Source organism: Rhodovulum sulfidophilum DSM 1374 (genome assembly GCF_001633165.1).
GTDB classification, from domain to species: domain Bacteria; phylum Pseudomonadota; class Alphaproteobacteria; order Rhodobacterales; family Rhodobacteraceae; genus Rhodovulum; species Rhodovulum sulfidophilum.
In genome coordinates this window covers 3,827,356-3,849,962 of sequence record NZ_CP015418.1, presented here as the reverse complement: position 1 = coordinate 3,849,962, position 22,607 = coordinate 3,827,356, and the positions used below count along the sequence as shown (strand labels likewise).

The 22,607-nt window shown below is 66.9% G+C and carries 19 protein-coding genes; 4 read left to right on the top strand and 15 right to left on the bottom strand.

The window, feature by feature from the left end:
- Window positions 1-4 precede the first annotated feature (4 nt).
- The 6 genes from A6W98_RS17950 to sucC form a co-directional block, all read right to left on the bottom strand.
- Window positions 5-397: an MAPEG family protein gene (locus A6W98_RS17950; RefSeq protein WP_042463957.1), complete on the bottom strand. Its 393-nt coding sequence runs from the start codon at window positions 395-397 to the stop codon at window positions 5-7.
- Window positions 398-464: 67 nt separating this feature from the next.
- Window positions 465-1,991, bottom strand: coding sequence for a 2-oxoglutarate dehydrogenase complex dihydrolipoyllysine-residue succinyltransferase (gene odhB / locus A6W98_RS17945; protein ID WP_042463955.1), 1,527 nt, complete (start codon window positions 1,989-1,991; stop codon window positions 465-467).
- 5 nt (window positions 1,992-1,996) lie between these two features.
- Window positions 1,997-4,969 (bottom strand): 2-oxoglutarate dehydrogenase E1 component, encoded by a 2,973-nt coding sequence (locus A6W98_RS17940; RefSeq protein WP_042463953.1) that lies wholly within the window; start codon window positions 4,967-4,969, stop codon window positions 1,997-1,999.
- Window positions 4,966-5,493: a DUF805 domain-containing protein gene (locus tag A6W98_RS17935; RefSeq protein ID WP_042463952.1), complete on the bottom strand. Its 528-nt coding sequence runs from the start codon at window positions 5,491-5,493 to the stop codon at window positions 4,966-4,968. The genes A6W98_RS17940 and A6W98_RS17935 overlap by 4 nt, the downstream gene beginning before the upstream one ends.
- 22 nt (window positions 5,494-5,515) lie before the next feature.
- The gene (gene sucD, locus A6W98_RS17930) at window positions 5,516-6,397 is read right to left on the bottom strand and encodes a succinate--CoA ligase subunit alpha (RefSeq protein WP_042463950.1); all 882 of its coding nucleotides are present in this window, start codon (window positions 6,395-6,397) and stop codon (window positions 5,516-5,518) included.
- A 5-nt stretch (window positions 6,398-6,402) separates the two neighbouring features.
- Window positions 6,403-7,596 carry an ADP-forming succinate--CoA ligase subunit beta gene (sucC, locus tag A6W98_RS17925; protein ID WP_042463948.1) on the bottom strand — a complete coding sequence of 398 codons (1,194 nt, stop codon included), beginning with the start codon at window positions 7,594-7,596 and terminating at the stop codon, window positions 6,403-6,405.
- Between the two features lie 304 nt (window positions 7,597-7,900).
- On the opposite strand from sucC, the gene A6W98_RS17920 reads away from it, so the two are divergent.
- Entirely contained in the window at window positions 7,901-9,928 is a 2,028-nt protein-coding gene (locus A6W98_RS17920) for a M3 family metallopeptidase (protein ID WP_042463946.1), read from the top strand.
- Between the two features lie 101 nt (window positions 9,929-10,029).
- Here A6W98_RS17920 and A6W98_RS17915 read toward each other — a convergent pair whose 3' ends face one another.
- The 3 genes from A6W98_RS17915 to A6W98_RS17905 all read right to left on the bottom strand — a co-directional run bounded on the left by A6W98_RS17915 (window position 10,030) and on the right by A6W98_RS17905 (window position 13,133).
- On the bottom strand, window positions 10,030-11,280 hold the full coding sequence (locus tag A6W98_RS17915) for a DEAD/DEAH box helicase (protein WP_042463944.1): 1,251 nt from the start codon (window positions 11,278-11,280) through the stop codon (window positions 10,030-10,032).
- Between the two features lie 266 nt (window positions 11,281-11,546).
- A complete protein-coding gene (locus A6W98_RS17910) occupies window positions 11,547-11,816 on the bottom strand; it encodes a DksA/TraR family C4-type zinc finger protein (protein ID WP_042463942.1) in 270 nt (89 codons plus the stop codon).
- A 60-nt stretch (window positions 11,817-11,876) separates the two neighbouring features.
- Window positions 11,877-13,133 carry an MFS transporter gene (locus A6W98_RS17905; protein ID WP_042463940.1) on the bottom strand — a complete coding sequence of 419 codons (1,257 nt, stop codon included), beginning with the start codon at window positions 13,131-13,133 and terminating at the stop codon, window positions 11,877-11,879.
- 596 nt (window positions 13,134-13,729) lie between these two features.
- On the opposite strand from A6W98_RS17905, the gene A6W98_RS17900 reads away from it, so the two are divergent.
- On the top strand, window positions 13,730-14,332 hold the full coding sequence (locus tag A6W98_RS17900; RefSeq protein ID WP_042463939.1) for a nitroreductase family protein: 603 nt from the start codon (window positions 13,730-13,732) through the stop codon (window positions 14,330-14,332).
- A 136-nt stretch (window positions 14,333-14,468) separates the two neighbouring features.
- Here the strand turns inward: A6W98_RS17900 and A6W98_RS17895 are convergent, their stop codons facing one another.
- The 5 genes from A6W98_RS17895 to A6W98_RS17875 form a co-directional block, all read right to left on the bottom strand.
- On the bottom strand, window positions 14,469-16,100 hold the full coding sequence (locus A6W98_RS17895) for an alpha-D-glucose phosphate-specific phosphoglucomutase (protein WP_042465366.1): 1,632 nt from the start codon (window positions 16,098-16,100) through the stop codon (window positions 14,469-14,471).
- 336 nt (window positions 16,101-16,436) lie between these two features.
- On the bottom strand, window positions 16,437-17,156 hold the full coding sequence (locus A6W98_RS17890; protein WP_042465363.1) for a sulfate/molybdate ABC transporter ATP-binding protein: 720 nt from the start codon (window positions 17,154-17,156) through the stop codon (window positions 16,437-16,439).
- Window positions 17,157-17,168: 12 nt separating this feature from the next.
- Complete coding sequence (gene cysW, locus A6W98_RS17885) at window positions 17,169-18,032, bottom strand: sulfate ABC transporter permease subunit CysW (RefSeq protein ID WP_042463933.1); 864 nt, start codon at window positions 18,030-18,032, stop codon at window positions 17,169-17,171.
- On the bottom strand, window positions 18,025-18,864 hold the full coding sequence (gene cysT / locus A6W98_RS17880) for a sulfate ABC transporter permease subunit CysT (RefSeq protein ID WP_042463931.1): 840 nt from the start codon (window positions 18,862-18,864) through the stop codon (window positions 18,025-18,027). Before cysT ends, cysW begins: the two co-directional genes overlap by 8 nt.
- A 3-nt stretch (window positions 18,865-18,867) precedes the next feature.
- Window positions 18,868-20,061 (bottom strand): sulfate ABC transporter substrate-binding protein, encoded by a 1,194-nt coding sequence (locus tag A6W98_RS17875; RefSeq protein ID WP_063490955.1) that lies wholly within the window; start codon window positions 20,059-20,061, stop codon window positions 18,868-18,870.
- A gap of 128 nt (window positions 20,062-20,189) precedes the next feature.
- Between A6W98_RS17875 and A6W98_RS21720 the strand changes: the two genes are divergently transcribed.
- Together A6W98_RS21720 and A6W98_RS17870 are read left to right on the top strand one after the other, a co-directional pair.
- Complete coding sequence (locus A6W98_RS21720) at window positions 20,190-20,471, top strand: hypothetical protein (protein ID WP_196760205.1); 282 nt, start codon at window positions 20,190-20,192, stop codon at window positions 20,469-20,471.
- On the top strand, window positions 20,468-20,938 hold the full coding sequence (locus tag A6W98_RS17870) for an Lrp/AsnC family transcriptional regulator (RefSeq protein WP_042463929.1): 471 nt from the start codon (window positions 20,468-20,470) through the stop codon (window positions 20,936-20,938). The genes A6W98_RS21720 and A6W98_RS17870 overlap by 4 nt, the downstream gene beginning before the upstream one ends.
- A 320-nt stretch (window positions 20,939-21,258) precedes the next feature.
- Here the strand turns inward: A6W98_RS17870 and A6W98_RS17865 are convergent, their stop codons facing one another.
- Window positions 21,259-22,578 (bottom strand): ATP-binding protein, encoded by a 1,320-nt coding sequence (locus A6W98_RS17865; protein ID WP_042463927.1) that lies wholly within the window; start codon window positions 22,576-22,578, stop codon window positions 21,259-21,261.
- Window positions 22,579-22,607: the final 29 nt, after the last annotated feature.

Below are 22,607 nucleotides of genomic sequence, written 5' to 3'. Positions count from 1 at the left end.
GGCCTCAGAAGATGCTGGCGAGGATCATGGCGAAACAGGCCAGAAGCCCGGCCATGAAGATGACAGACCGCCAGGGCACCCAGCCGAAGGCATAGGCGGGCAGGTAGAGCGCACGGGCGGCGACGAAGATCCAGGCACAAAGCGCGGTAAACCAGCCGTTCGAGCCGGTGAATTGCACCAGCACGACCGCGATCACGAAAAGGCCGGTATTCTCGACATGGTTGGCCAGCGCCCGGCGCAGGCGGAGGGTAAGGGGCGACAGCCGGTCCCCGATGTCGTCGCGGGGGCCGGTATTGCCTTCGCGGCCCACATCGGCCTCGAGCGCGCGCTGGGACCAGAGCACGGCGGCAAGGTGGATGAAGGCTGTTGCGGCAAGGGCGGCAAGTTCGGGGGTCATCGAGGATCCTTCTGAACAGGAGGCCGGGCGGGCGCGGCCGGACAGGTTGGCCGCACCCCTTAAAACATCAGAGATCCATCAGCAGGCGGCGCGGGTCTTCCAGCGCTTCCTTGACGCGGACGAGGAAGGTGACCGCGCCCTTGCCGTCGACGATGCGGTGATCGTAGCTGAGCGCCAGATACATCATCGGGCGGATCACGATCTGGCCGCCCTCGACCATCGGCCGGTCCTGGATCTTGTGCATGCCGAGGATGCCCGATTGCGGCGGGTTCAGGATCGGCGAGGACATCAGCGAGCCGTAGACGCCGCCGTTCGAGATGGTGAAGGTGCCGCCCTGCATCTCGGCCATCGACAGCTTGCCGTCGCGGGCGCGGGTGCCCATCTCGGCGATCCGCTTCTCGATCTCGGCAAAGCTCATGCTGTCGGCATTGCGCAGCACCGGCACCACCAGCCCCGAGGGCGTGCCCACCGCGATGCCCATATGGACGAAGCGCTTGTAGACGATGTCGGTGCCGTCGATCTCGGCATTGACCTCGGGCACCTCGGACAGCGCATGGCAACAGGCCTTGGTGAAGAAGGACATGAAGCCCAGTTTCACCCCGTGCTTCTTCTCGAAGAGGTCCTTGTATTCCTTCCGGAGCGCCATGACGCCGGACATGTCCACCTCGTTATAGGTGGTCAGCATCGCGGCGCTGTTCTGGGCATCCTTCAGGCGCCGCGCGATGGTCTGGCGCAGGCGGGTCATCTTGACCCGTTCCTCGCGCTCGGCATCCTCGGCGGGGATCGGTGCGCGGGCCGCATCGGGGATGGCCGCGGGCTTGGACGGCTCGGAGGCGCGGGACGCCGCCGGTTTCGGGGCCGAGGCTGCCTTCAGCACGTCTTCCTTCATGATCCGCCCGTCGCGGCCCGAGCCCTTGACCTCGGCCGCGGTCAGGCCCTTTTCGGCCATCAGCTTCTTGGCCGAGGGGGCATCCTCGACATCCTTGCCCGAGCCGCCCTTGCTGGCCGCTGCGGCGGGTTTGACCTCCGTCGCAGAGGCTGCGGCGCCCTCGCCCGACGACAGGACCGCCAGCTGGCCTCCCGCTTCGACGGTGGTGCCTTCTGCGGCGAGGATTTCCTTCAGCACGCCCGATGCGGGAGCCGGCACCTCGACCGAGACCTTGTCGGTCTCGAGCTCGCACAGCATCTCGTCGCGTTCGACCTTGTCGCCCGCCTGCTTGAACCAGGTCGAGACGGTCGCCTCGGTCACGCTTTCGCCCAGCGTCGGCACCATCACCGGCAGGTCTTCGGCGCCGGCATGGTCAGCCGGAGCCGGGGCAGGGGTGCCGCCATTGGCCTTCGGAGCGGGCGCGGCCGCCCCCTCGGCGATGGTGGCCAGAAGCGCGTCGACCCCGACCGTTTCGCCTTCGGCCGCGACGATTTCGGAAAGCGTGCCCGCCGCGGGGGCGGGGACCTCGACCGTCACCTTGTCGGTTTCCAGTTCGCAGAGCATCTCGTCGGCCTCGATCGCGTCGCCGGGCTTCTTGAACCAGGTGGCGACGGTGGCTTCGGTGACGCTTTCCCCGAGCGTCGGGACACGGACTTCTGTGGACATGGCGGTTACCCTTCGATGGTCAGCGCGTCGTTCACGAGCGCGGCTTGTTGTGCCTTATGCGTGCTGGCGAGGCCCGTGGCCGGCGAGGCGGCGGCGGGGCGGCCCGCATAGCGGGGCCGGCCGTGCTTGGCATTGATGCGGGTCAGGACCCATTCCAGATTGGGCTCGATGAAGGTCCAGCCGCCCTGGTTCTTGGGTTCTTCCTGACACCAGACGATTTCGGCGTCGCGGAACCGGTCCAGCTCCTTGACGAGGCTGAGCGCGGGGAACGGATAGAATTGCTCGAGCCGCATCAGGTAGATGTCGTCGATGCCGCGGGCGTCGCGTTCCTCCAGCAGGTCATAATAGACCTTGCCCGAGCACAGCACGACCCGTTTGATCTCGGCATCGGGCCTGAGCTTGGTTTCCGACATGTGGCCGGTCTCGGCATCGTCCCAGAGCACGCGGTGGAAGGACGAACCGGTGAGGAATTCGCTGGCCTCCGACATTGCCAGCCGGTGGCGCAGCAGCGATTTGGGCGTCATCAGGATCAGCGGCTTGCGGAAGCTGCGATGCAGCTGGCGGCGCAGGATGTGGAAGTAGTTGGCCGGCGTCGAGCAGTTGGCGACGATCCAGTTGTCTTCGGCCGACATCTGCAGGAAGCGTTCGAGCCGGGCCGAGCTGTGTTCGGGCCCCTGACCCTCGTAGCCATGCGGCAGCAGCACCACGAGCCCCGACATCCGCAGCCATTTGCGTTCGCCCGAGCTGATGAACTGGTCGAACATGATCTGCGCGCCATTGGCGAAATCGCCGAACTGGCCTTCCCACATCACCAGCGCGTTGGGCTCGGACAGGCTGTAGCCGTATTCGAAGCCCAGGACGGCATATTCCGAGAGCATCGAGTCGATGACCTCGTATTTCGCCTGCCCCTTGCGGATGTGGTTGAGCGGATAGTAGCGCTCTTCGGTGTCCTGGTTGATCAGCGCGGAATGGCGCTGGCTGAAGGTGCCGCGAGCACTGTCCTGACCCGAGAGCCGCACCGGATAGCCCTCTGTCAGCAGGCTGCCGAAGGCCATCGCCTCGGCCGTCGCCCAGTCGAAGCCCTTGCCGGTCGCGAACATCTCCTTCTTGGCGTCGAGCAGGCGCCCCACCGTCCTGTGAAGATCGAAGCCCTCGGGCGGCGTGGTCAGCGCCTGGCCCAGCTCCTGCAGGGTTTCCTCGCCGATCGCGGTATCGCCGCGCTGATAGTCGTCGCCGCCGCCACGCTGGATATGCGACCAGCGTCCGTCAAGCCAGTCGGCCTTGTTCGGCTTGAACTCCTTCGAGGCGTCGAATTCCTCGTTGAGATGGGACTGGAAGGCGGCCTTCATGTCCTCGATCTCGCCCTCGGGGATCAGCCCGTCCTCGACCAGCCGTTCGGTATAAAGCTGCAGCGTCGTCTTATGCTTCTTGATCTTCTGATACATCAGGGGGTTGGTGAACATCGGTTCATCCCCCTCGTTATGGCCGAAGCGGCGATAGCAGAAGATGTCCAGCACCGCGTCCTTGCCGAATTTCTGGCGGAACTCGGTGGCGACCTTGGCGGCATGCACCACGGCCTCGGGGTCGTCGCCGTTGACATGGAAGATCGGCGCCTCGACCATCAGCGCGATATCGGTCGGATAGGGCGAAGAGCGCGAGAAATGCGGCGCCGTGGTAAAGCCGATCTGGTTGTTCACGACGATATGGATGGTGCCGCCGGTGCGATGCCCGGTCAGGCCCGACAGGCCGAAGCATTCCGCCACCACGCCCTGGCCCGCGAAGGCCGCGTCGCCATGCAGAAGCACCGACAGCACCTGCTTGCGGTCATGGTCGTTCATCTGCGCCTGCTTGGCCCGGGTCTTGCCCAGCACGACCGGGTTGACCGCCTCGAGGTGGGAGGGGTTCGCGGTCAGCGACAGGTGCACGGTGTTGCCGTCGAATTCGCGGTCGGAGGAGGCCCCTAGGTGGTATTTCACGTCACCCGAACCGTCCACGTCCTCGGGCTTGAAGCTGCCGCCCTGGAATTCGTTGAAGATCGCGCGGTAGGGCTTGCCCATCACATTGGCCAGCACCGAGAGGCGGCCGCGGTGGGGCATGCCGATGGCGATTTCCTTCAGACCCAGCGCCCCGCCGCGCTTGATGATCTGTTCCATCGCCGGGATCAGCGCCTCGCCGCCGTCGAGGCCGAAGCGCTTGGTGCCCATATACTTGACATGCAGGAACTTCTCGAAGCCCTCGGCCTCGACCAGCTTGTTCAGGATCGCGCGGCGCCCCTCGCGGGTGAATTTGATCTCCTTGCCAAGCCCCTCGATCCGCTCTTTCAGCCAGGACGACTGTTCCGGGTCCGAGATGTGCATGTATTGCAGCGCGAAGGTGCCGCAATAGGTCCGCTGCACGATGGCGAGGATCTCGCGCATCGAGGCAACCTGCAGCCCCAGCACGTTGTCGATGAAGATCGGCCGCTCCATGTCGGCATCGGTGAAGCCGTAGGACTTCGGATCGAGCTCGGGATGCGGCGTCGGGTTGCGCAGCCCCAGCGGGTCGAGATCGGCGACCAGATGGCCCCGGATCCGGTAGGCCCTGATCAGCATCAGCGCCCGGATCGAGTCGAGCACCGCGCGCTTGACCTCGTCATCGGTGACCGCGATGCCCTTTTCCTCCGCCTTCTCGCGGATCTTCTCCTCGGCGGCCTTGGCCTCGCGGGCGGCGGGCGGCGTCGGCCATTGCCCGTCAAGTGCTGCGGTCAGATCGTCATTCGGTGCCGGCGGCCAGTCGCGCCGCGCCCAGGACGGCCCCGCCGCCTCGCGCTTGACCGAGACCTCGTCATCGCCCAGCTCGGCGAAGAACCTCTGCCAGGCCTCGTCGACCGCGTTCGGGTCATTGGCATAGCGGGCGTAAAGCTGCTCCACATATTCGGCATTATGGCCCTGAAGGAAGGACGAGCTGTGAAAGATGTCGTTCGCGCTTTGCTCGGTCATGGAGTTACCTCATGGGGGTTTGGACCGTATTGGTTGGGGCCGGATTGGGAGGGGCGGGTCAGCCACCAGATCACCAGAAGAGGCGAGATCATCAGAACCAGAAAGGAAAGGATGAGCACGAGGCCCGCGATGCCGGTGAAGGCCTCTGCCAGATCGCCCGAACCGGCAAGGCCGAAGGCGCCGACGAACTGGGCAAAGCCCAAGATGCCGACCAGCACGATCAGCGGATAGATGTAGTAAAGCCCGCTTCGGCCGCTGTCATGCATGCGCCGCCAGCCCGCCGAAACCGAGGGCATGAAAACGGCAAGCGTGAAAAGGGTGACAAGGGGGCCGTCGCTTTCGGCCTCGATGCTGCCCGGTCCGGTATGGATCGCGCTCGGGAACAGCAGAAGGTCCAGCAGCCCGGTGGCGATGCTGCCCAGCAACGTGAACAGAACGAACCACCAGTATTCGGGGCGGGACGCCCGCCCCGAAAAGGTGAAGTACTTTCTGAAACAGACCTTTACGGCAGCCGCAAAGCCCATTTTGCCTCCCTTGGCGACAGGCTCAGCCGATCGCCTTCAGCACCGCTTCGCCCAGATGCGCGGGGCTGTCAGCCACGACGATCCCGGCCGATTTCATGGCTTCGATCTTGTCCTCGGCCCCGCCCTTGCCACCGGCGACGATGGCGCCGGCATGGCCCATGCGGCGGCCCGGAGGCGCCGTGCGGCCGGCGATGAAGCCCGCGACGGGTTTCTTGCGGCCCCTCTTGGCCTCGTCCTTGATGAACTGGGCCGCTTCCTCTTCGGCCGAGCCGCCGATCTCGCCGATCATGATGATCGACTGGGTCTCGTCATCGGCCAGGAACCATTCCAGCACGTCGATATGCTCGGTGCCCTTGATCGGGTCGCCGCCGATGCCGACGCAGGTCGACTGGCCAAGGCCCACATCGGTGGTCTGCTTGACCGCCTCATAGGTCAGCGTGCCCGAGCGCGACACCACGCCGACCGAGCCGCGCTTGTGGATATGGCCGGGCATGATGCCGATCTTGCAGGCGTCGGGGGTGATGACGCCCGGGCAGTTCGGCCCGATCAGGGTCGAGTTCGAGCCTTCCAGCGCGCGCTTGACGGTCATCATGTCCATCACCGGGATGCCCTCGGTGATGCAGACGATCAGCGGGATCTGGGCGTCGATGGCCTCAAGGATCGAGTCGGCCGCAAACGGCGGCGGCACGTAGATCACCGACGCATTGGCGCCGGTCCTGGCCACGGCCTCGTGGCACGAGTTGAAGACGGGCAGCTCCAGATGGCTCTGGCCGCCCTTGCCGGGCGTGACGCCGCCGACCATCTTGGTGCCGTAGGCGATGGCCTGTTCGGAGTGGAAGGTGCCCTGGCTGCCGGTGAAGCCCTGGCAGATCACCTTGGTGTTTTCGTCGACGAGAACCGCCATGGATCTTACCCCTTCACCGCTTTGACAATTTTCTGCGCCGCATCGGACAGGTCGTCCGCCGCGATCACGTCGAGGCCGGAATTGTTGATGATGGCCTTGCCCTTCTCGACATTGGTGCCTTCGAGGCGCACGACCAGCGGCACCTTCAGCCCGACTTCCTTGACCGCGGCGACCACGCCCTCGGCGATCACGTCACAGCGCATGATGCCGCCGAAGATGTTCACCAGGATGCCCTTCACATTCGGGTCCGAGGTGATGATCTTGAAGGCCTCGGTCACCTTCTCCTTGGTCGCGCCGCCGCCCACGTCGAGGAAGTTGGCGGGCTCCGAGCCGTACAGCTTGATGATGTCCATCGTCGCCATCGCGAGACCCGCGCCGTTGACCATGCAGCCGATCTCGCCGTCGAGCGCGATGTAGTTCAGGTCGTATTTCGAGGCCTGATGCTCCTTGGGGTCTTCCTCGGTCTCGTCGCGCAGCGCGAGGATATCCTCCTGCCGGTAGAGCGCGTTCGAATCGAAGCTCATCTTGGCATCGAGGCAGCGCAGGTCGCCCTGATCGGTGACGATCAGCGGGTTGATCTCCAGCAGCTCGCAATCCTTCTCGGTGAACAGCTTGTAAAGCTGGCCCATCAGCCGGACGCATTGCTTGATCTGGTTGCCGGTCAGCCCCAGCGCGAAGGCGATGCGGCGGCCGTGATAGCCCTGATAGCCGGTGACCGGATCGACCGAGAAGCTGAGGATGCGGTCGGGGGTCTTGGCGGCGACCTCCTCGATGTCCATGCCGCCCTCGGTCGAGCAGACGAAGGCCACCCGGCTGGTCTGACGGTCCACCAGAAGGGCCAGATACAGTTCGCGGTCGATGCCCGCGCCTTCCTCGATATAGACCCGGCCGACCTGCTTGCCCGCGGGGCCGGTCTGATGGGTGACGAGGGTGCGGCCCAGCATTTTCTTGGCTTCCTCGGCGGCCTCGCCGACCGATTTGGTCAGCCGCACGCCACCCTTTTCGCCCGCCTCTTCCTCGACGAAGCGGCCCTTGCCGCGGCCGCCTGCGTGGATCTGCGCCTTGACGACCCAGACCGGCCCGTCGATATCGGCCGCGATCGACTTCGCTTCCTCCGCCTTGGTGACGACATGCCCTTTCGACACCGGCGCGCCGTAGCTGCGCAGCAACGCCTTGGCCTGGTATTCGTGGATGTTCATCAAACTGTCCCGTGCTGGTACGAATTCCCGTTGTATAAGCACGGAACGGTGGTGCGGCGAAACGGCCTTTTCCTTAAATTCCCGTGATCATGCTATGTTTTTCCCTTTTGTGATCACGCTTGCGAATGGTGTGATCACGAAGCGGGGCAAAACCCGGGACTGCATGGGGCAGGGCTGTGGCGGTCCCGTGCCGAGCGCTTCGGGCCGCGCGGCCTGCCGGGCCGGGTTCGACCCGGTCGCAACGCCTCCCCGGGCTTGAACCCGGCGTCGATCCGGCTATGCCTTTGGGCAAATGGAGAGCCCCATGACCAATCCCCTGCTGGCGCCGCGCATGGCGCCGTTCGAGCTTCCCGACTTTGCCGCCATTTCGGACGAGGATTTCGCCCCGGCCTTCGATCGGGCGCTGACCGAGGCCCGGGCCGAGATCGCGGCCATCGCCGAGGCCTCCGAGCCGCCGGATTTCGCCAATACCATCGAGGCGCTGGAACGGTCGGGGCAGGCGTTGTCCGACGTGCTGTCGGTCTTCCACCTGCTGGCCTCGACCTCCTCGACCCCGGCGCGCGAGGCGCTGCAGCGTGCCTTCTCGCCGAAGCTTGCGGATTTCTCGTCGGATGTGGTGCTGAACCGCGCCCTGTTCGAGCGGATCGACGCCGTCTGGCAGGCCCGCGAGACGCTGGATCTGAGCGCCGAAGAGGCCCGGCTGCTGGATCGCAAGCATCGCGACTTCGTCCGGGCCGGGGCCGCCCTGCCCGAAGACGAGCGCGGGCGGCTGCGCGCGATCAACACAAGGCTGGCCGAACTGTCGACCGCCTTTGGCCAGAACCTCCTGGCCGACGAGCGCGACTGGACGATGCCGCTGGCCGAGGCCGATCTCGCGGGCCTGCCCGGCTTCGTGGTCGAGGCAACCCGGGCCGCGGGTGACGAGCGCGGGGCGGATGGCCCGGTCGTGACGCTGTCGCGGTCCGTGATCGTGCCCTTCCTGCAATTCTCTCCCCGTCGCGATCTGCGCAAGACGGCCTATGAGGCCTGGACCTCGCGCGGCGCGCGCGGCGGCGCCACCGACAACCGTGGCATCGTGGCCGAAACGCTGAAGCTTCGGGCCGAGCGTGCGGCGCTTCTGGGCTATGACAGCTATTCCGCCTATGCGCTGGAAACCCAGATGGCCAAGACCCCCGGCAATGTGCGCGATCTGCTGATGCAGGTCTGGGCCCCGGCCCGGGCGCGTGCCGAGACCGATGCCGCGATCCTTGCCGAGATGCTGGTCGCCGACGGGGGCTCGGCGCCGCTCGAGCCCTGGGACTGGCATTACTATTCCGAGAAACGCCGCCGCGCGCTGCATGATCTCAACGAGGCCGAGCTGAAGCCCTACCTGCAGCTAGACCGCATGATCGAGGCCGCCTTCGATTGCGCCAACCGTCTGTTCTGGCTCGATTTCACGCCGCTGGACGTGACCCTGCACCATGCGGATGCCCGGGCCTGGGAGGTCACCCGCGATGGCCGCCATATGGGCGTTTTCATCGGCGATTATTTCGCCCGGGCGGGCAAGGAATCGGGGGCCTGGTGTACGGCGCTGCGCAGTCAGCAGAAGCTGGCGGGCGAGATCCGGCCGCATGTCGTGAATGTCTGCAATTTCTCGAAACCGGCCGAGGGGCGGCCCGCGCTTCTGTCCTATGACGATGCGCGGACGCTGTTCCACGAATTCGGCCATGCGCTGCACCAGATGCTGTCGGATGTGACCTATGAAAGCCTGTCCGGTACCTCGGTGCCGCGCGATTTCGTCGAGCTGCCGAGCCAGCTTTACGAACACTGGCTGGAAGTGCCCGAGGTGCTGGAGCGTTTCGCCACCCATGCCGAAACGGGGCAGCCGATGCCCGAGGCGCTGCGCGAGCGGGTGCTGGCGGCCGCGACCTACGACATGGGGTTCCAGACCGTCGAATTCATCGCCTCGGCGCTGGTCGATCTCGAATTTCACGACGGCCCCGCGCCCGCCGACCCGATGCAGAAACAGGCCGAGCTGCTGGAGGCCATCGGCATGCCGCACGCGATCCGGATGCGGCATGCGACGCCGCATTTCGCCCATGTCTTCGCGGGCGGCTATGCCTCGGCCTATTACTCCTACATGTGGTCCGAAGTGATGGATGCCGACGCCTTCGCGGCCTTCGAGGAGGCGGGCGATGCCTTCGATCCGGCGACGGCCCGGGCGCTGGAGGAAAACGTGCTGTCGACCGGCGGCACGGTCGAACCCGATGCGCTTTACACCGCCTTCCGCGGCCGCCTGCCCGGGGTCGAGGCGCTGCTGAAGGGCCGTGGGCTGGATCTCGAACCGGCCTGAGGCTGGCGTCGAGGCTGGTAAGATGCAAGAACGCCCGCCCGGTTTCCTGGGCGGGCGTTTTCCGTAACTTGTGAGGGTGACGACAGGCGCCCTCCGGGGGCTCAGGCCGCCGCGCGGTTCTTGTTGCGCGGGCGACGGCGCGCCCGCGCCTTGGCGGGCGGCTTGCCCGCGCCTTTGCCCGCGCCGCGCGGGCCGCCCCGCGACTGCTTCGGTTCGAGCCCTTCCCAGGGCGTGCCCGAGGCAACCGGGATCGCGCAGCCCATCACCTTGTGGATCGCCCGCAGTTCCGAAATCTCCTCGGGGGCGCAGAACGCGACCGCCGCGCCATCGGCCCCGGCCCGCGCTGTGCGACCGATCCGGTGGACATAGTTGTCGGGCACGTTCGGCAGGTCGAAATTGTAGACATGGCGGACCTCGGGAATGTCGATGCCCCGCGCCGCCACATCGGTCGCCACCAGCACCCGCACATCGCCCGCGCGGAACGCCTTGATCGCGCGGTCGCGCTGGCCCTGGCTCTTGTTGCCATGGATCGAGGCGGTCGCGAAACCGGCCCGTTCAAGCTGTTTCGACAGCCGTTCGGCGCCATGCTTGGTGCGGCCGAAGACGATGGCACGGTCGTCGCGATGCCCGTCCAGAAGCTCGATCAGGCGGCCGGTCTTCTCGGCCTTCTCGAGGAAATGCACCGATTGGGTGATCTTGTCGACGGCGGTGCCGGGGGGGCTCACCTCGACCCGGACCGGATTGGTCAGGTAGCTTGCGGCAATCTCGTCCATCTGCTTGGGCATGGTGGCCGAGAACAGCATGGTCTGGCGTTCCTTCGGCAGCTTGGCCGCGATCCGGCGCAGGGCATGGATGAAGCCCATGTCCAGCATCTGGTCGGCCTCGTCCAGCACCAGGAACCGGGTTTCGGCCAGCACCACGGCGCCCCGACCCATCAGGTCGATCAGCCGCCCGGGCGTCGCCACCAGCAGATCGGCGCCACGCGCCATCCGCTTTTCCTGCGCCGAAAGCGAGGCGCCGCCGACCACGGTCTCGACGCTGACCGGCGTGCCCGCGACCAGCGGCCGGAGGCTCTCGGCGATCTGCTTGACCAACTCGCGGGTCGGGGCCAGCACCAGGGCGCGGGCGGTCTTGGGCGTGGGCTTGCCGCGGCTCTCGGCCAGCGCGGTCAGAAGCGGCAGGCCGAAGGCTGCGGTCTTGCCGGTGCCGGTCTGCGCCAGCCCGATCACGTCGCGGCCTTCCAGCGCCGGGGGAATGGCGCGGGCCTGGATCGGGGTGGGCTCGGTAATGCCGGTCTCGGCCAGCCGCGTCACAAGCCGCTTGGGCAGGCCCATCTTGTCGAATGTCGTCACAGTGTCCTTTCGGGCGCCCGTCACGGACGCCTCGTCAAAATGCGTTCGCCTCTGCGAACGGGTGAGCGGGCCCGCAACGCCCCGAACGCATCGGTCCGGTCGGCGGCGGCCCCTGTACCCCTCGCGTGATGATGGGAACGGATCGTCTGTGCAGATTGTGCCGCGGCCCGGTCATGCCGGACAGGCGGCTTCTGTTCACGCGACAGAAGGCGCAGACTGGTCTTGAGTACAGGAGAGTGCCGCGCGGGTCAATCCTGCGACAGCCGTCACTTGAGCTGGCTGTCCTTCGAGCCGCGCCGGTTGATGCCGCCGCGGGTCACCGGCCGCCGGTCGCGGTCTCCCTGGCAATCGATGCAGAGCTTGACGCCGGGCAGGGCGCGGCGCCGCGCCTCGGGGATCGGCTCGCCGCATTCGGCGCAGTGCGTCAGGCTTTCGCCCATGGGCGCGCGCTTTGCCTTCATCCGGTTCAGCTCGTCCTCGATCGAGGCGTCGATCTGATCGTTCACCGCGCCGTCGCGCGCCCAGCCTCCGGCCATCCTCGTGTCTCCCTTGCTGGCGGAAAGGATAGGGCAGGGCACGGCTCCGCGTCAAAGCCTTCAGGCCGCGGCGCGGGCGGGGATCGGCGTCTCGCGGATCGGCAGATGCACCAGCGCCGAAAAGGCGCCGACGCCCACGCCGACCCACCAGACCAGATCGTAATTGCCATAGAGGTCGTACAGCCTGCCGCCCAGCCAGACGCCGAGGAAGCCGCCGATCTGGTGCGACAGGAAGACGAAGCCGTATAGCGTGCCCATGTAGCGCAGCCCGTAGATATGGGCGACAAGCCCGCTGGTCAGCGGTACCGTGGCCAGCCAGAGCGCCCCCATCACCATCGAGAAGACCAGCACCGTGCCCGGGGTGATCGGCATCAGGATGAAGGCCGCCGCGGCTACGGTGCGTGCCGTGTAGATGCCCGCCAGCAGGTATTTCCGGCTGTAGCGGTTGCCCAGCCAGCCCGCGGTCACCGTGCCGAGGATGTTGAACAGACCGATCACCGAGATCGCCACCGCCCCCAGCGCCGAGGTGGTGGTGATCCCGATCGCCGACAGCGTGCCGCCCGGCACGATGGGTCCGCAAAGCTCGGCCACGAAGGGCGGGAAATGCGCGGTGATGAAGGCAAGCTGGTAGCCGCAGGAGAAGAACCCCATGAAGATCATGACGAAAGACGGGTCGCGGAAGGCCCGGCCCAGCACCTGCCCGAGGCTTTCCTCCAGTTCGGCGCGGCTGGCGATCTGGGGCGAGCGGATGAAGGGCAGCGCCAGCAGCGAGGCCAGCACCACGCCGGCGAAGACCATGAACACGCCCTGCCATGGCAGGAGCCGCAGCAGCAGCTCGGCCGAGGGCGGCCCCACGATCTGCCCCGCCGACCCGGCGGCGGTCGCGACCCCCAGCGCCATCGAGCGATGCTCGGGCGCCGCCGCCCGGCCGACAATGGCGAGGATCACGCCGAAGCCTGTGCCCGCGACGCCGAATCCCACAAGAACTTCAAGTCCCTGATGCTGCCAAGGCTGGATCGCGAAGGCCGAGAGCACCAGCCCCAGCGCATAGAGCAATGCGCCCGCAACGATGGCCTTGTGGTCGCCGATCTTCTCGGCCATCGCGCCGAACAGCGGCTGTCCGATGCCCCAGGCAAGGTTCTGGATCGCGATGGCCAGCGAGAATTCGGTGCGTGCCCAGCCGAATTCCTCGGCAATCGGGATCTGGAACACCCCGAAAGAGGCGCGGATGGCAAAGCCGATCAGCAGGATTACCGAGCCGGCGATCAGTACCGGGGTCACAAGCGGCGCCTGTGCGGCGCGTTGGGTCTGGGTCATCTCGGATCTCCCTCCCGATCCCGCCGTCCGACGACGGAGGCGCCGAACCGTCCGGAGCCGGGGGCAGCATGGCCGCGCCCCCAGGCAAGGGGGGGCGGAACGGGCGGAGACCGGAGGAAGGCACGCATTTCCCTTCCCGCATTTTATGTCCGCTCCTGCCGATCCGGGCAAGTGTCGGGATGATTTGGACCAGGATGCTTCAAGATCGTCGCGGGGCATGGGGAGGGGCCTGTCCGCGGCGGCACGAGCCGAAAAGAGAGAGTTGGGCGGCCGTTACGGGATGCGGCGGAAGACGAGAGGCTTGCGGCGCGAGCCTCTATGGTCTTCGCCGTCCGTCACGCCCGGCCGGTCGCCGCAGAACTGGCAGAGCACTTGCGGCAAAAGCTGGCCGGACGGACCGCCGCGACCAGGCAGGAGCCATCGGCGGGCACAGACCGAAGCAGGTGGCGGCGCATGCCGGTGACCCACAACCTTGGATGCGGGCGGCCTCAAAAGCACGCAGGCTGTGCGCCTTCGCGCAGTGCCTGCCATTGAAGCCGGTGGCCGATCGCGAAATATAGCCTCCCGATATGCAGAACATTCAGGAGACTTCCCAGATGTCGAACAAGACGCTCGAGCTGTTGCAGAAGCGCCGGACGCAATATGCTCTCGGCAAGGATCTTCCGCTCTCGGCCGACATGGTGGAAGGCCTGATCAAGGCGGCGATCCGGCATGCGCCCTCGTCCTTCAACTCGCAAAGCTCGCGGGCCGTCATCCTGTTCGGGGCCGAAAGCGAGAAGGCCTGGGGCCTGATCGAGGCCGAGCTGCGCAAGATCGTTCCGGCCGAGGATTTCGGCCCGACCGAAGCCAAGATGAAGGGCTTTGCCGCCGGGGCGGGGACGGTGCTGTTCTACGAGGATGAGGACACGATCAAGGGCCTGCAGGAGCAGTTCCCGATCTATGCCGACGCCTTCCCGCGTTTTTCTCAGCATTCGGCGGGCATGGCGCAACTGGCGGTCTGGACGGCGCTTGCCGAGGAAGGCATCGGGGCGAGCCTGCAGCATTACAACCCGGTTGCGGATGCTGCCCTGGCCGAGGCCTTCGACGTGCCTGCCAGCTGGACGCTGGTCGCGCAGATGCCCTTCGGTGGCCATGCGGGCGAGATCGGCGACAAGACCTTCATGGAGGACGAGGCGCGCTTCCGCACTCACGGCAAGTAACCCCTCGCAGGCGGGCGCCTCTGCGCCCGCCGCACCTGCCTTCGGCGCGCCGAAGGCGCCTGTTTCAACTCACTTCACCGCACCGCGCCCAGGGCATGACAAGCAAAGCGATGGCCCGGGACGCGCGCGGGAGTGCTCAGGTCCGGACGTCCGGTTCGGTCCTGCCGGTATGGTCGCGAATGCCCGCGATCTCGTCGGCAGCGGCGATCACATCGGCCAGCACCTCCTCGACCGGGAGCTCCAGTCGCGCCGGATCGTCGGTATACTCCTCGAGATAGACCCGCAGCGTCGCCCCGACCGTGCCGGTCCCCGACAGCCGGTAGACGATCCGCGCGCCGCCCTCGAAATGGATGCGCAGCCCCTGGCCCGTGCTTTTCGATCCGTCCACGGGATCGTCATAGGAAAATTCGTCGGCCATCTCGACCTTGCGCCCGGCAAAGCTTTGGCCGGCCAGACTGTCGAGCCGCCCGCGCAAGGCCTCGAGCATCGCCTCGGCCCGATCCTTGTCGACCGCCTCATAATCGTGCCTTGTGTAGTAGTTGCGACCATGGGCCGCCCAATGCGCGCGCAGGGTCTCGGCCACCGAAAGGCCGGTCTCGGCAAGGATGTTCAGCCACAGAAGCACCGCCCAGAGACCGTCCTTCTCGCGCACATGGTCCGATCCGGTCCCGGCGCTTTCCTCGCCGCACAGCGTCGCCCGCCCGGCATCGAGCAGGTTGCCGAAGAACTTCCAGCCGGTGGGCGTCTCGTAACAGTCCAGCCCCGCTGCCGCCGCCACCCGGTCGACGGCGCGCGAGGTCGGCATCGAGCGCGCCACCCCCTTCAGCCCGGCCGCATAGCCCGGCGCCCGGGTCGCATTCGCCGCCAGCACCGCCAGGCTGTCCGAGGGCGTCACCACGATGCCGCGCCCGAGGATCATGTTGCGGTCGCCGTCGCCATCCGAGGCGGCCGCGAAATCGGGCGCGTCGGGTCCCATCGCCAGGTCGACCAAAGGCCTGGCCCAGATCGGGTTCGGGTCCGGATGGCCGCCGCCGAAATCGGGCTGCGGCACCGCGTTGATCACGCTGCCTGCGGGCGCGCCCAGAAGGTCCTCGAGGATCGCCTTGGCATAGGGCCCCGTCACCGCATGCATCGCGTCGAAGCGCAGCGTGAAGCCGCCAGCGATCAGCCGCCGGATGGCGTCGAAATCGAACAAGCTCTGCATCAGCTCGGCATAATCGGCGACCGGGTCGACGATCTCGACCACCGTGCCGCCAAGCATCGTCTCGCCCGGGGCCGACAGGTCCAGATCCCGGGCCTCGACGATCTCGTAGGAGGTGATGGTCTTCGTCGCCTCGAAGATCCGGTTCGTCACCTCCTCGGGGGCGGGGCCGCCATTGGGGGTGTTGAACTTGACCCCGAAATCCTCGTCCGGCCCGCCCGGGTTGTGGCTGGCCGACAGGACGATCCCGCCATCGGTGCCGCGCTTGCGGATCAGGTGCGAGGCGGCCGGCGTCGACAGCAGCGCATTCTGTCCGACGATCACGCGAGCGGCGCCACCGGCTGCTGCCATCCGCAGGATGACCTGCGCCGCGCGGTCGTTGAAATAGCGCCCGTCACCGCCCAGAACCAGCGACTTGCCGGCGACCCCGCCGATCGCGTTGAAAATCGACTGGACGAAATTCTCCAGGTAATGCGGAGCCATGAAGACCGGCGTCTTTTTTCGCAGCCCCGAAGTGCCGGGCTTCTGGCCTTCGATGGGTTTGGTTTCGACGGTGATCTTTTGCATGAAAATGGGCTCTCCCGTGGCCTTGATGTCCGCGGGCCGGAGCATAGCGGCCTCGCGCCCGGCCACAAGCGGCTCCGCTGTCTCGGGGGCGTTGTGAGCGGCGCGTCGCGGGGAGGGCGGGTCCCATCGCGCAGGGATGGGAGGTTCGGAACGCGGGCCGCCTGCGGCCGATAGGCCGGGCGGCGCTTCCCGCCGCGACCGCGCGTTGAGGGGCTGACGCGCCTATGGCGGTGCTGTCGGGGGCTTCGATCCCGATACGCTGCCCGAGGCCTCGGTCGGGCCCCGGGCCGGGCGTTCGAAATAAGGCCGTCCGCCGGGCTTCGACCCGGTTTCCGCTCAGGCCGCCACGAAATCGCGCACGAAGGCGCAGGCCGGGCGGGCGCGGATCTCGGCGGGCTTGCCGACCTGTTCGATCCGGCCCATCGACATCACCACGACGAGATCGGCCAGATCCATCGCCTCTTCCTGGTCATGGGTGACGAAAAGCGTGGTCAGCCCGGTCGCGTCGTGGATTTCGCGCAGGCCCTGGCGCAACTCCTTGCGGACCTTGGCGTCGAGCGCGCCGAACGGTTCGTCTAGCAGGAGCATGCGCGGCTCGATGGCCAGCGCCCGCGCCAGCGCCACGCGCTGACGCTGCCCGCCCGAAAGCTGACCGGGGTAGCGCGCGCCGATATCGGGCAACTGGATCAGCGCCAGAAGCCGGTTCACCCGGCGGGTGATTTCGGCTTCGGCGGGACGGTCGCGGCGCCTGCGGGCGCGCAATCCATAGGCGATGTTCTCGAACACGTTCATATGCCGGAACAGCGCGTAATTCTGGAAGACGAAGCCCGCCCGGCGGTCCTGCACGCTCAGCCCGGTCGTGTCCTGCCCGTCGAAGAAGATCCGCCCCGAGCTGGGATAGTCCAGCCCGCCCAGAATGCGCAGCAGCGTGGTCTTGCCCGAGCCCGACGGCCCCAGCAGCGCCACCAGCGCCCCGTTCGGGATCGAGAGCGAGACCGGGTGCAGCGCCCGCGCGGTGCCGAATTCCTTCGCGATTTCGTCGATGTCGATATGCATGGGGCGGACCTTTCAATATCGGCGGGTAGCGGAAAGCAGCTCCGCGCAGCGCCATTCCAGAAGGGTTTTCAGGGTCAGGGTCAGAAGCGCGAGCAAGGCTAGCAGCGCCGCGAGCGAGAAGGCCGCGACCGAGAGATACTCGTTGTAGAGCATCTCGATCATGATCGGCATCGTGGTGGTTTCGCCCCGGATCTTGCCCGAGACCACGGCGACCGCGCCGAATTCGCCCATCGCCCGGGCATTGCACAGAAGCAGCCCGTAAAGCAGGGCCCAGCGGATATTGGGCAGCGTCACCGTCAGGAAGGTCCGCCAGCCCGAGGCGCCCAGCGTCAGCGCCGCCTCTTCCTCGGTCCGGCCCTGCTCGATCATCACCGGAACGAGTTCGCGCGCGACGAAGGGAAAGGTCACGAACAGCGTGGCAAGGACGATCCCGGGCAGGGCGAAGACGATCTTGAGGTCATGGGCGAGAAGCCAGTCGCCCAGCGGCCCGTTGACCCCGAACAGAAGCACCAGCGCCAGCCCCGCCACCACCGGCGAGACCGAGAAGGGCAGGTCGATCAGGGTCACGAGCAGTGCCTTGCCGCGAAACTCGAACCGGGCGATGGCCCAGGCTGCGGCGATGCCGATCGCGGCGTTCAGCGGCACCGAGAGGGCGGCGACGGTCAGGGTCAGCCCGATTGCCGCGCGTGCATCGGATGAGCCGAGCGCGGCCAGCGCCGCCGCGCCACCCTCGGCCAGGGCCTCGGCGAAGACCGTGGCGAGCGGCGCGAAAAGCAGGATGCTGACCAGCGCCAGCACCGCCGCGATCAGCGACCAGCGGGCCAGCCGCGGCTCGGTGGTCACGGGCTCCCGCCTCGGATATGCGATCTCAGCCAAGGCCGATCCTCCGTCTGCTCCAGAACTGGATGGTGTTGAGTGTCAGCAGCACCGCGAAGGAGATCATGAGCATCGCGATCCCGATCGCCGCGGCGGCGTCGTGATTGTATTCCTCAAGCCTGATCACGATCAGCAAGGGCGCGATCTCGGTCCGGAACGGCAGGTTGCCAGCGATGAAGATGACCGAGCCGTATTCGCCGACAGAGCGCGCCAGCGCCAGGGCGAAGCCGGTCATAAGCGCCGGCGTCAGGGTCGGCAGCACCACCCGGCGCAAGGTATAGAGGCGGCCCGCCCCGAGCGTGGCGCTGACCTCTTCCGCCTCGCGGTCGATTTCCTCGATCACCGGTTGCACGGTGCGCACCACGAAGGGCAGGCCGATGAAGATCAGCGCCAGCCAGATTCCGGCCTCGCTATAGGCGATCTCGATCCCGAGCGGCGCGAGCGCATGTCCGAAGGGGCCGGTCGGGGCGTAAAGCGCGGTCAGCGCGATCCCCGCCACCGCCGTCGGCAGCGCGAATGGCAGATCGACAGCGGCGTCGATCAGCCGCCGTCCCCAGAACCGGTACCGCACCAGCACCCAGGCCAGCACCAGCCCGAAGGCCAGGTTGAACAGCGAGGCGACCAGAGCCGCCCGGAAGGACAGGCCGAGCGCCGCCCGGATGCGGCGCGAATTGACCATGTCCAGCAACTCGACCGGACCGATGGCAAGCCCGCGGCCCAGAAGCGCGCCGAGCGGCAGCAGAACCACGATGGACAGACCCGCCATCGCGATTCCGAAGCTCAGCCCGAACCCCGGCAGGGGAGAGGGCGAGCGGAAGGGTCCCGCGCGCATCGCTCAATCCTCGTAGATCTTGTCGAACAGCCCGCCATCGCCGAAGAAGACCGGCTGCGCCCTGGCCCAGCCGCCGAAATCGTCGATGGTCACAAGCCGCAGCTCGGGAAAGCGCGCGACATCCTCGGGTGCAGCGGCCGAGCTGTCCCAGGCACGGTAGAAATGACGCAGCGCCAGGGCCTGCGCCTCGGGGCTGTAGAGATGCTCGAGATAGGCCTCGGCCACCGCGCGCTGCGCCTCCGATCCGATATTGCCGTCAACGAGCGTGACCGGCGGCTCGGCCAGGATAGAGATCGAGGGCACGACGATGTCGAACTTGTCCGCGCCGAGCGCGTCGAGCGCCAGGAAGGCCTCGTTTTCCCAGGCCAGCAGCACGTCGCCGATGCCCCGTTGCGAGAAGGTCGTGGTGGCGCCGCGGGCCCCGGTATCGAGCACCGGCACGTTGCGGTAAAGCCGCGTCATGAACTCCTGCGCCCGGTCCTCGTCGCCGTCGAAGCGGTCGAGCGCATAGCCATAGGCAGCAAGGAAGTTCCAGCGCGCGCCGCCCGAGGTTTTCGGGTTCGGGGTCACCACCTGCACGTCGTCGCGGATCAGGTCGTCCCAGTTCTCGATCGCCTTCGGATTCCCCTTGCGCACGAGAAAGACGATGGTCGAGGTATAGGGCGCCGAATTATGCGGCAGGCGGCTCTGCCAGTCGGCCGGGATCTTGCCGGTGTGCTCGGCGATGGCGTCGATATCGGCCGAAAGCGCCAGCGTGACCACCGTCGCGGGCAGGCCGTCGATCACCGCCCGCGCCTGCGCCCCGGCACCGCCATGCGATTGCTGGACGGTGACCGGCGCATGGTCTCCGGCTTCCCGCCAGGCTTGGAACAGCTCGTTGTAATCGCGATAGAATTCGCGGGTGGGGTCGTAGGAGACGTTAAGGATCTGCGGCGCGTCGGTTGCGGTGGAGAAGGCGGCTTCGGGCGCGCCAAGCGCAAGCCCGAAGGTGGCCAGCACAGTCAGAATGCCTTTCCGCCAGCGAAAGGGGGGCCGCGAACGGCGCAGAGGCGTTGCCGCGGGCATCGGAGCGTTGGGCACTGCGGTGCCGGTAAGGCGCCGGCCGCCGATGTCGATCTCGATCTGTCCGTCGCCGAAGGTACGGATGACCTGGCCCTGAGCGAGCGCATGGGCGCCAAGCTGGATGGTGCGGATCATGGGCGTGTTCCTTGTGCTACCCCTGTCGAGCGTGTCGTGTCAGGCGGACGGGACGGGACCCGGCCCGGGTCCGTCCGGGCGGTTGCCGGGCGTCGTCTGCGCCGCCTGACCCTTAAATAACGACAGAGGTGATCGACTTTTTCAAAGGAAGAATCTCGGCTTTTTCAGTCGTGATTTTGGAAGATCCTTCTCCGGCTCCGGCTCCGGCTCCGGCTCCGGCTCCGGCTCCGGCTCCGGCTCCGGCTCCGGCTCCGGCTCCGGCTGCGGCCGTCGACCGGGGCCACATGGGCGAGGTCGGTATGGGTGCGTCATTTAATACGACTAAGATGATCGACATTTTTTTGAATTTTGGCATCCTGATTGCCGACTCGCCGGTCATGGGCGAGGCCGGTTCTTGGGAGGCCGCATGAAACTCGATCGTATAGACCTGAAGATTCTCGATCTCCTTCAGAGGGATGCGACCATTCCGCTGGCCCGGATCGCAGACCGGGTGGGATTGTCGCAAACGCCCTGCTGGAAGCGCATCCAGAAACATGAAGAGGCGGGCGTGATCCGCGAACGCGTAGCCATTCTCGATCCGGAGGTGCTGGGGCTTGCCTTGACCGCCTTCGTCATGATCGAGGCGCTCGATCACACATCCGACTGGCGCGAGAGCTTTCTTGAGGCCGTCGAGCGGTTCGATGAGGTGCGCGACCTCTATCGGCTGGCGGGGCGTTACGATTTCCTGCTGCGGGTCGTGGTTCGCGACATGGCCGATTTCGACCGGTTTTATGCCGATCTGACCGCCGGTGTGCGGCTGCGCAGCGTCGACAGTTTCTTTGCGCTCGAGCGGATGAAGGTCTCGACTGCGCTTCCGCTCGCCGGAATGCTCGCCTGAGCGATCCGGCAGCAGCACGAAGCCATGACGCCGCCACCGCAGACGAAAGAAGGCGAGACGGATAACGGCAAGATCGGCGCGCATCGATTACTCGTCGCGCGGTACGGTTGTCCGCGGGTGACGGCGCCTGCCCAGGCGTCGCCGGACAGCTCTGCACGGTTTGCAAGGCGCCGCATCGAGTGCCCGAACAGCCCGGAGGCTGCTCGCAGTCGCTGTTGCGAAGGGCTGGCCCTGCTGTCCGGATTGTCTGTCGGGCGGCGAGGTCCCCATCCTTTCGGGGTCAAACCCGATGGCCGGAGCGCCCCGTCAAACCCGGACGCTCAGCGTGCCAGAACCAGATCTGCCCGCAGACCGCCCAGCCGGTCGCTGGTGCCCAGATGCAGTGCGCCGCCATGGCCGCGGGCGATATCGGCGGCAATGGCCAGCCCGAGCCCCACGCCGGTGCCGCGGTTCTGGTTGCGCGCCGCGTCGAGCCGCTGAAACGGCTGCATCGCCAGTTCGCGCTGGGCTTCGGGGATGCCCGGCCCGTCATCCTCGACGGTGAAGACCAGCGCGCCCGGCCGGAGATAGAGCGACAGCGCCACCCGGTTGCCATGGCGCAGGCCATTGTCGATCAGGTTCTGCAGCGCGCGTTCGACCGCCATCGGCCGCAGCGAGGCAGGCTCTGCGGGGGGCAGCGCGCCGATGTCGACCGCGCCGCCGCCGGCGCGCGCACGCTCTGCCACGCGCATGAGCAGCGCGGCCGGATCGAGCTCCTCGGGGTCGTCCAGCGCATCGGCGCGCGAGAAATCGAGGAAGGTGTCGATCATCCGCCCCATGTCGTTGATGTCGCGCAGCATCGCCCGGGTCTCGGGGCTGTCCTCGGCCATCGACAATTCCAGCTTGAGCCGGGTCAGCGGCGTGCGCAGGTCATGGCTGACCCCCGACAGCATCAGCGTCCGCTGTTCGATCTGGCGTTCCATCCGGGCCCGCATGTCGAGAAAGGCACGCCCCGCGGCCCGGACCTCGGTCGCCCCGGTCGGGCGGTAGGGAATCGGGCGGCCCTTGCCGAAGGCGTCGGCGGCGCGGGCGAGGCGCCGGATCGGACGGAGCTGGTTGCGCAGGAACAGGAAGGCGATCAGCGTCATCAATGCGCTGGTGAACATCATCAGCACAAGCAATTGGTGCGGGTTGGTTGCCGAGACCCGGCGGCGGTTGAACGACACCTCCATCGGTCCCTTGTCGGTCACGATCCCGACCCAGACGCGGGCGGTATCGGTCGCGAGGTCGATCCCGGTGAAGCCCGGCAGGCCCTGGCGCAATGTGGCGGTGACGGTCTTGCCGGACAGGTCGTAGAATCTGCGACTGATCTCCCGCGGCGCGTCGGTCGGCAGCGTCAGCGCCAGCTCCAGCGGCCGGGCCACGGCGCCGGCCTCGGATCGTGCGGCGGCCAGATCGGGCGCGGCGTCCACGATCCGGGTCAGGTAGGCCAGTTCCAGCACCAGAGCCTTGGTCATCTGCTGGGTGACATCGGCGAAGTGACGCTGAATGAAGACCACCGACACGACCAGCTGGATCGTGACGATCGGCACGATCAGAATCAGCGCGGCCCGGCCATAGAGCCCCCGCGGCAGCATCCGTTTGATCCAGCGCTCCACCATGCTAAAGCCATATCGGCGCCGCCGCGTCG

What these genes read in the sequence shown, in the direction of transcription:
- A6W98_RS17950 (WP_042463957.1), bottom strand. Translation starts at nt 397, where the DNA reads ATGACCCCCGAACTTGCCGCCCTTGCCGCAACAGCCTTCATCCACCTT.
- odhB (WP_042463955.1), bottom strand. Translation starts at nt 1,991, where the DNA reads ATGTCCACAGAAGTCCGTGTCCCGACGCTCGGGGAAAGCGTCACCGAA.
- A6W98_RS17940 (WP_042463953.1), bottom strand. Translation starts at nt 4,969, where the DNA reads ATGACCGAGCAAAGCGCGAACGACATCTTTCACAGCTCGTCCTTCCTT.
- A6W98_RS17935 (WP_042463952.1), bottom strand. Translation starts at nt 5,493, where the DNA reads ATGGGCTTTGCGGCTGCCGTAAAGGTCTGTTTCAGAAAGTACTTCACC.
- sucD (WP_042463950.1), bottom strand. Translation starts at nt 6,397, where the DNA reads ATGGCGGTTCTCGTCGACGAAAACACCAAGGTGATCTGCCAGGGCTTC.
- sucC (WP_042463948.1), bottom strand. Translation starts at nt 7,596, where the DNA reads ATGAACATCCACGAATACCAGGCCAAGGCGTTGCTGCGCAGCTACGGC.
- A6W98_RS17920 (WP_042463946.1), top strand. Translation starts at nt 7,901, where the DNA reads ATGACCAATCCCCTGCTGGCGCCGCGCATGGCGCCGTTCGAGCTTCCC.
- A6W98_RS17910 (WP_042463942.1), bottom strand. Translation starts at nt 11,816, where the DNA reads ATGGCCGGAGGCTGGGCGCGCGACGGCGCGGTGAACGATCAGATCGAC.
- A6W98_RS17905 (WP_042463940.1), bottom strand. Translation starts at nt 13,133, where the DNA reads ATGACCCAGACCCAACGCGCCGCACAGGCGCCGCTTGTGACCCCGGTA.
- A6W98_RS17900 (WP_042463939.1), top strand. Translation starts at nt 13,730, where the DNA reads ATGTCGAACAAGACGCTCGAGCTGTTGCAGAAGCGCCGGACGCAATAT.
- A6W98_RS17895 (WP_042465366.1), bottom strand. Translation starts at nt 16,100, where the DNA reads ATGCAAAAGATCACCGTCGAAACCAAACCCATCGAAGGCCAGAAGCCC.
- A6W98_RS17890 (WP_042465363.1), bottom strand. Translation starts at nt 17,156, where the DNA reads ATGCATATCGACATCGACGAAATCGCGAAGGAATTCGGCACCGCGCGG.
- cysT (WP_042463931.1), bottom strand. Translation starts at nt 18,864, where the DNA reads ATGCGCGCGGGACCCTTCCGCTCGCCCTCTCCCCTGCCGGGGTTCGGG.
- A6W98_RS17875 (WP_063490955.1), bottom strand. Translation starts at nt 20,061, where the DNA reads ATGATCCGCACCATCCAGCTTGGCGCCCATGCGCTCGCTCAGGGCCAG.
- A6W98_RS17870 (WP_042463929.1), top strand. Translation starts at nt 20,468, where the DNA reads ATGAAACTCGATCGTATAGACCTGAAGATTCTCGATCTCCTTCAGAGG.
- A6W98_RS17865 (WP_042463927.1), bottom strand. Translation starts at nt 22,578, where the DNA reads ATGGTGGAGCGCTGGATCAAACGGATGCTGCCGCGGGGGCTCTATGGC.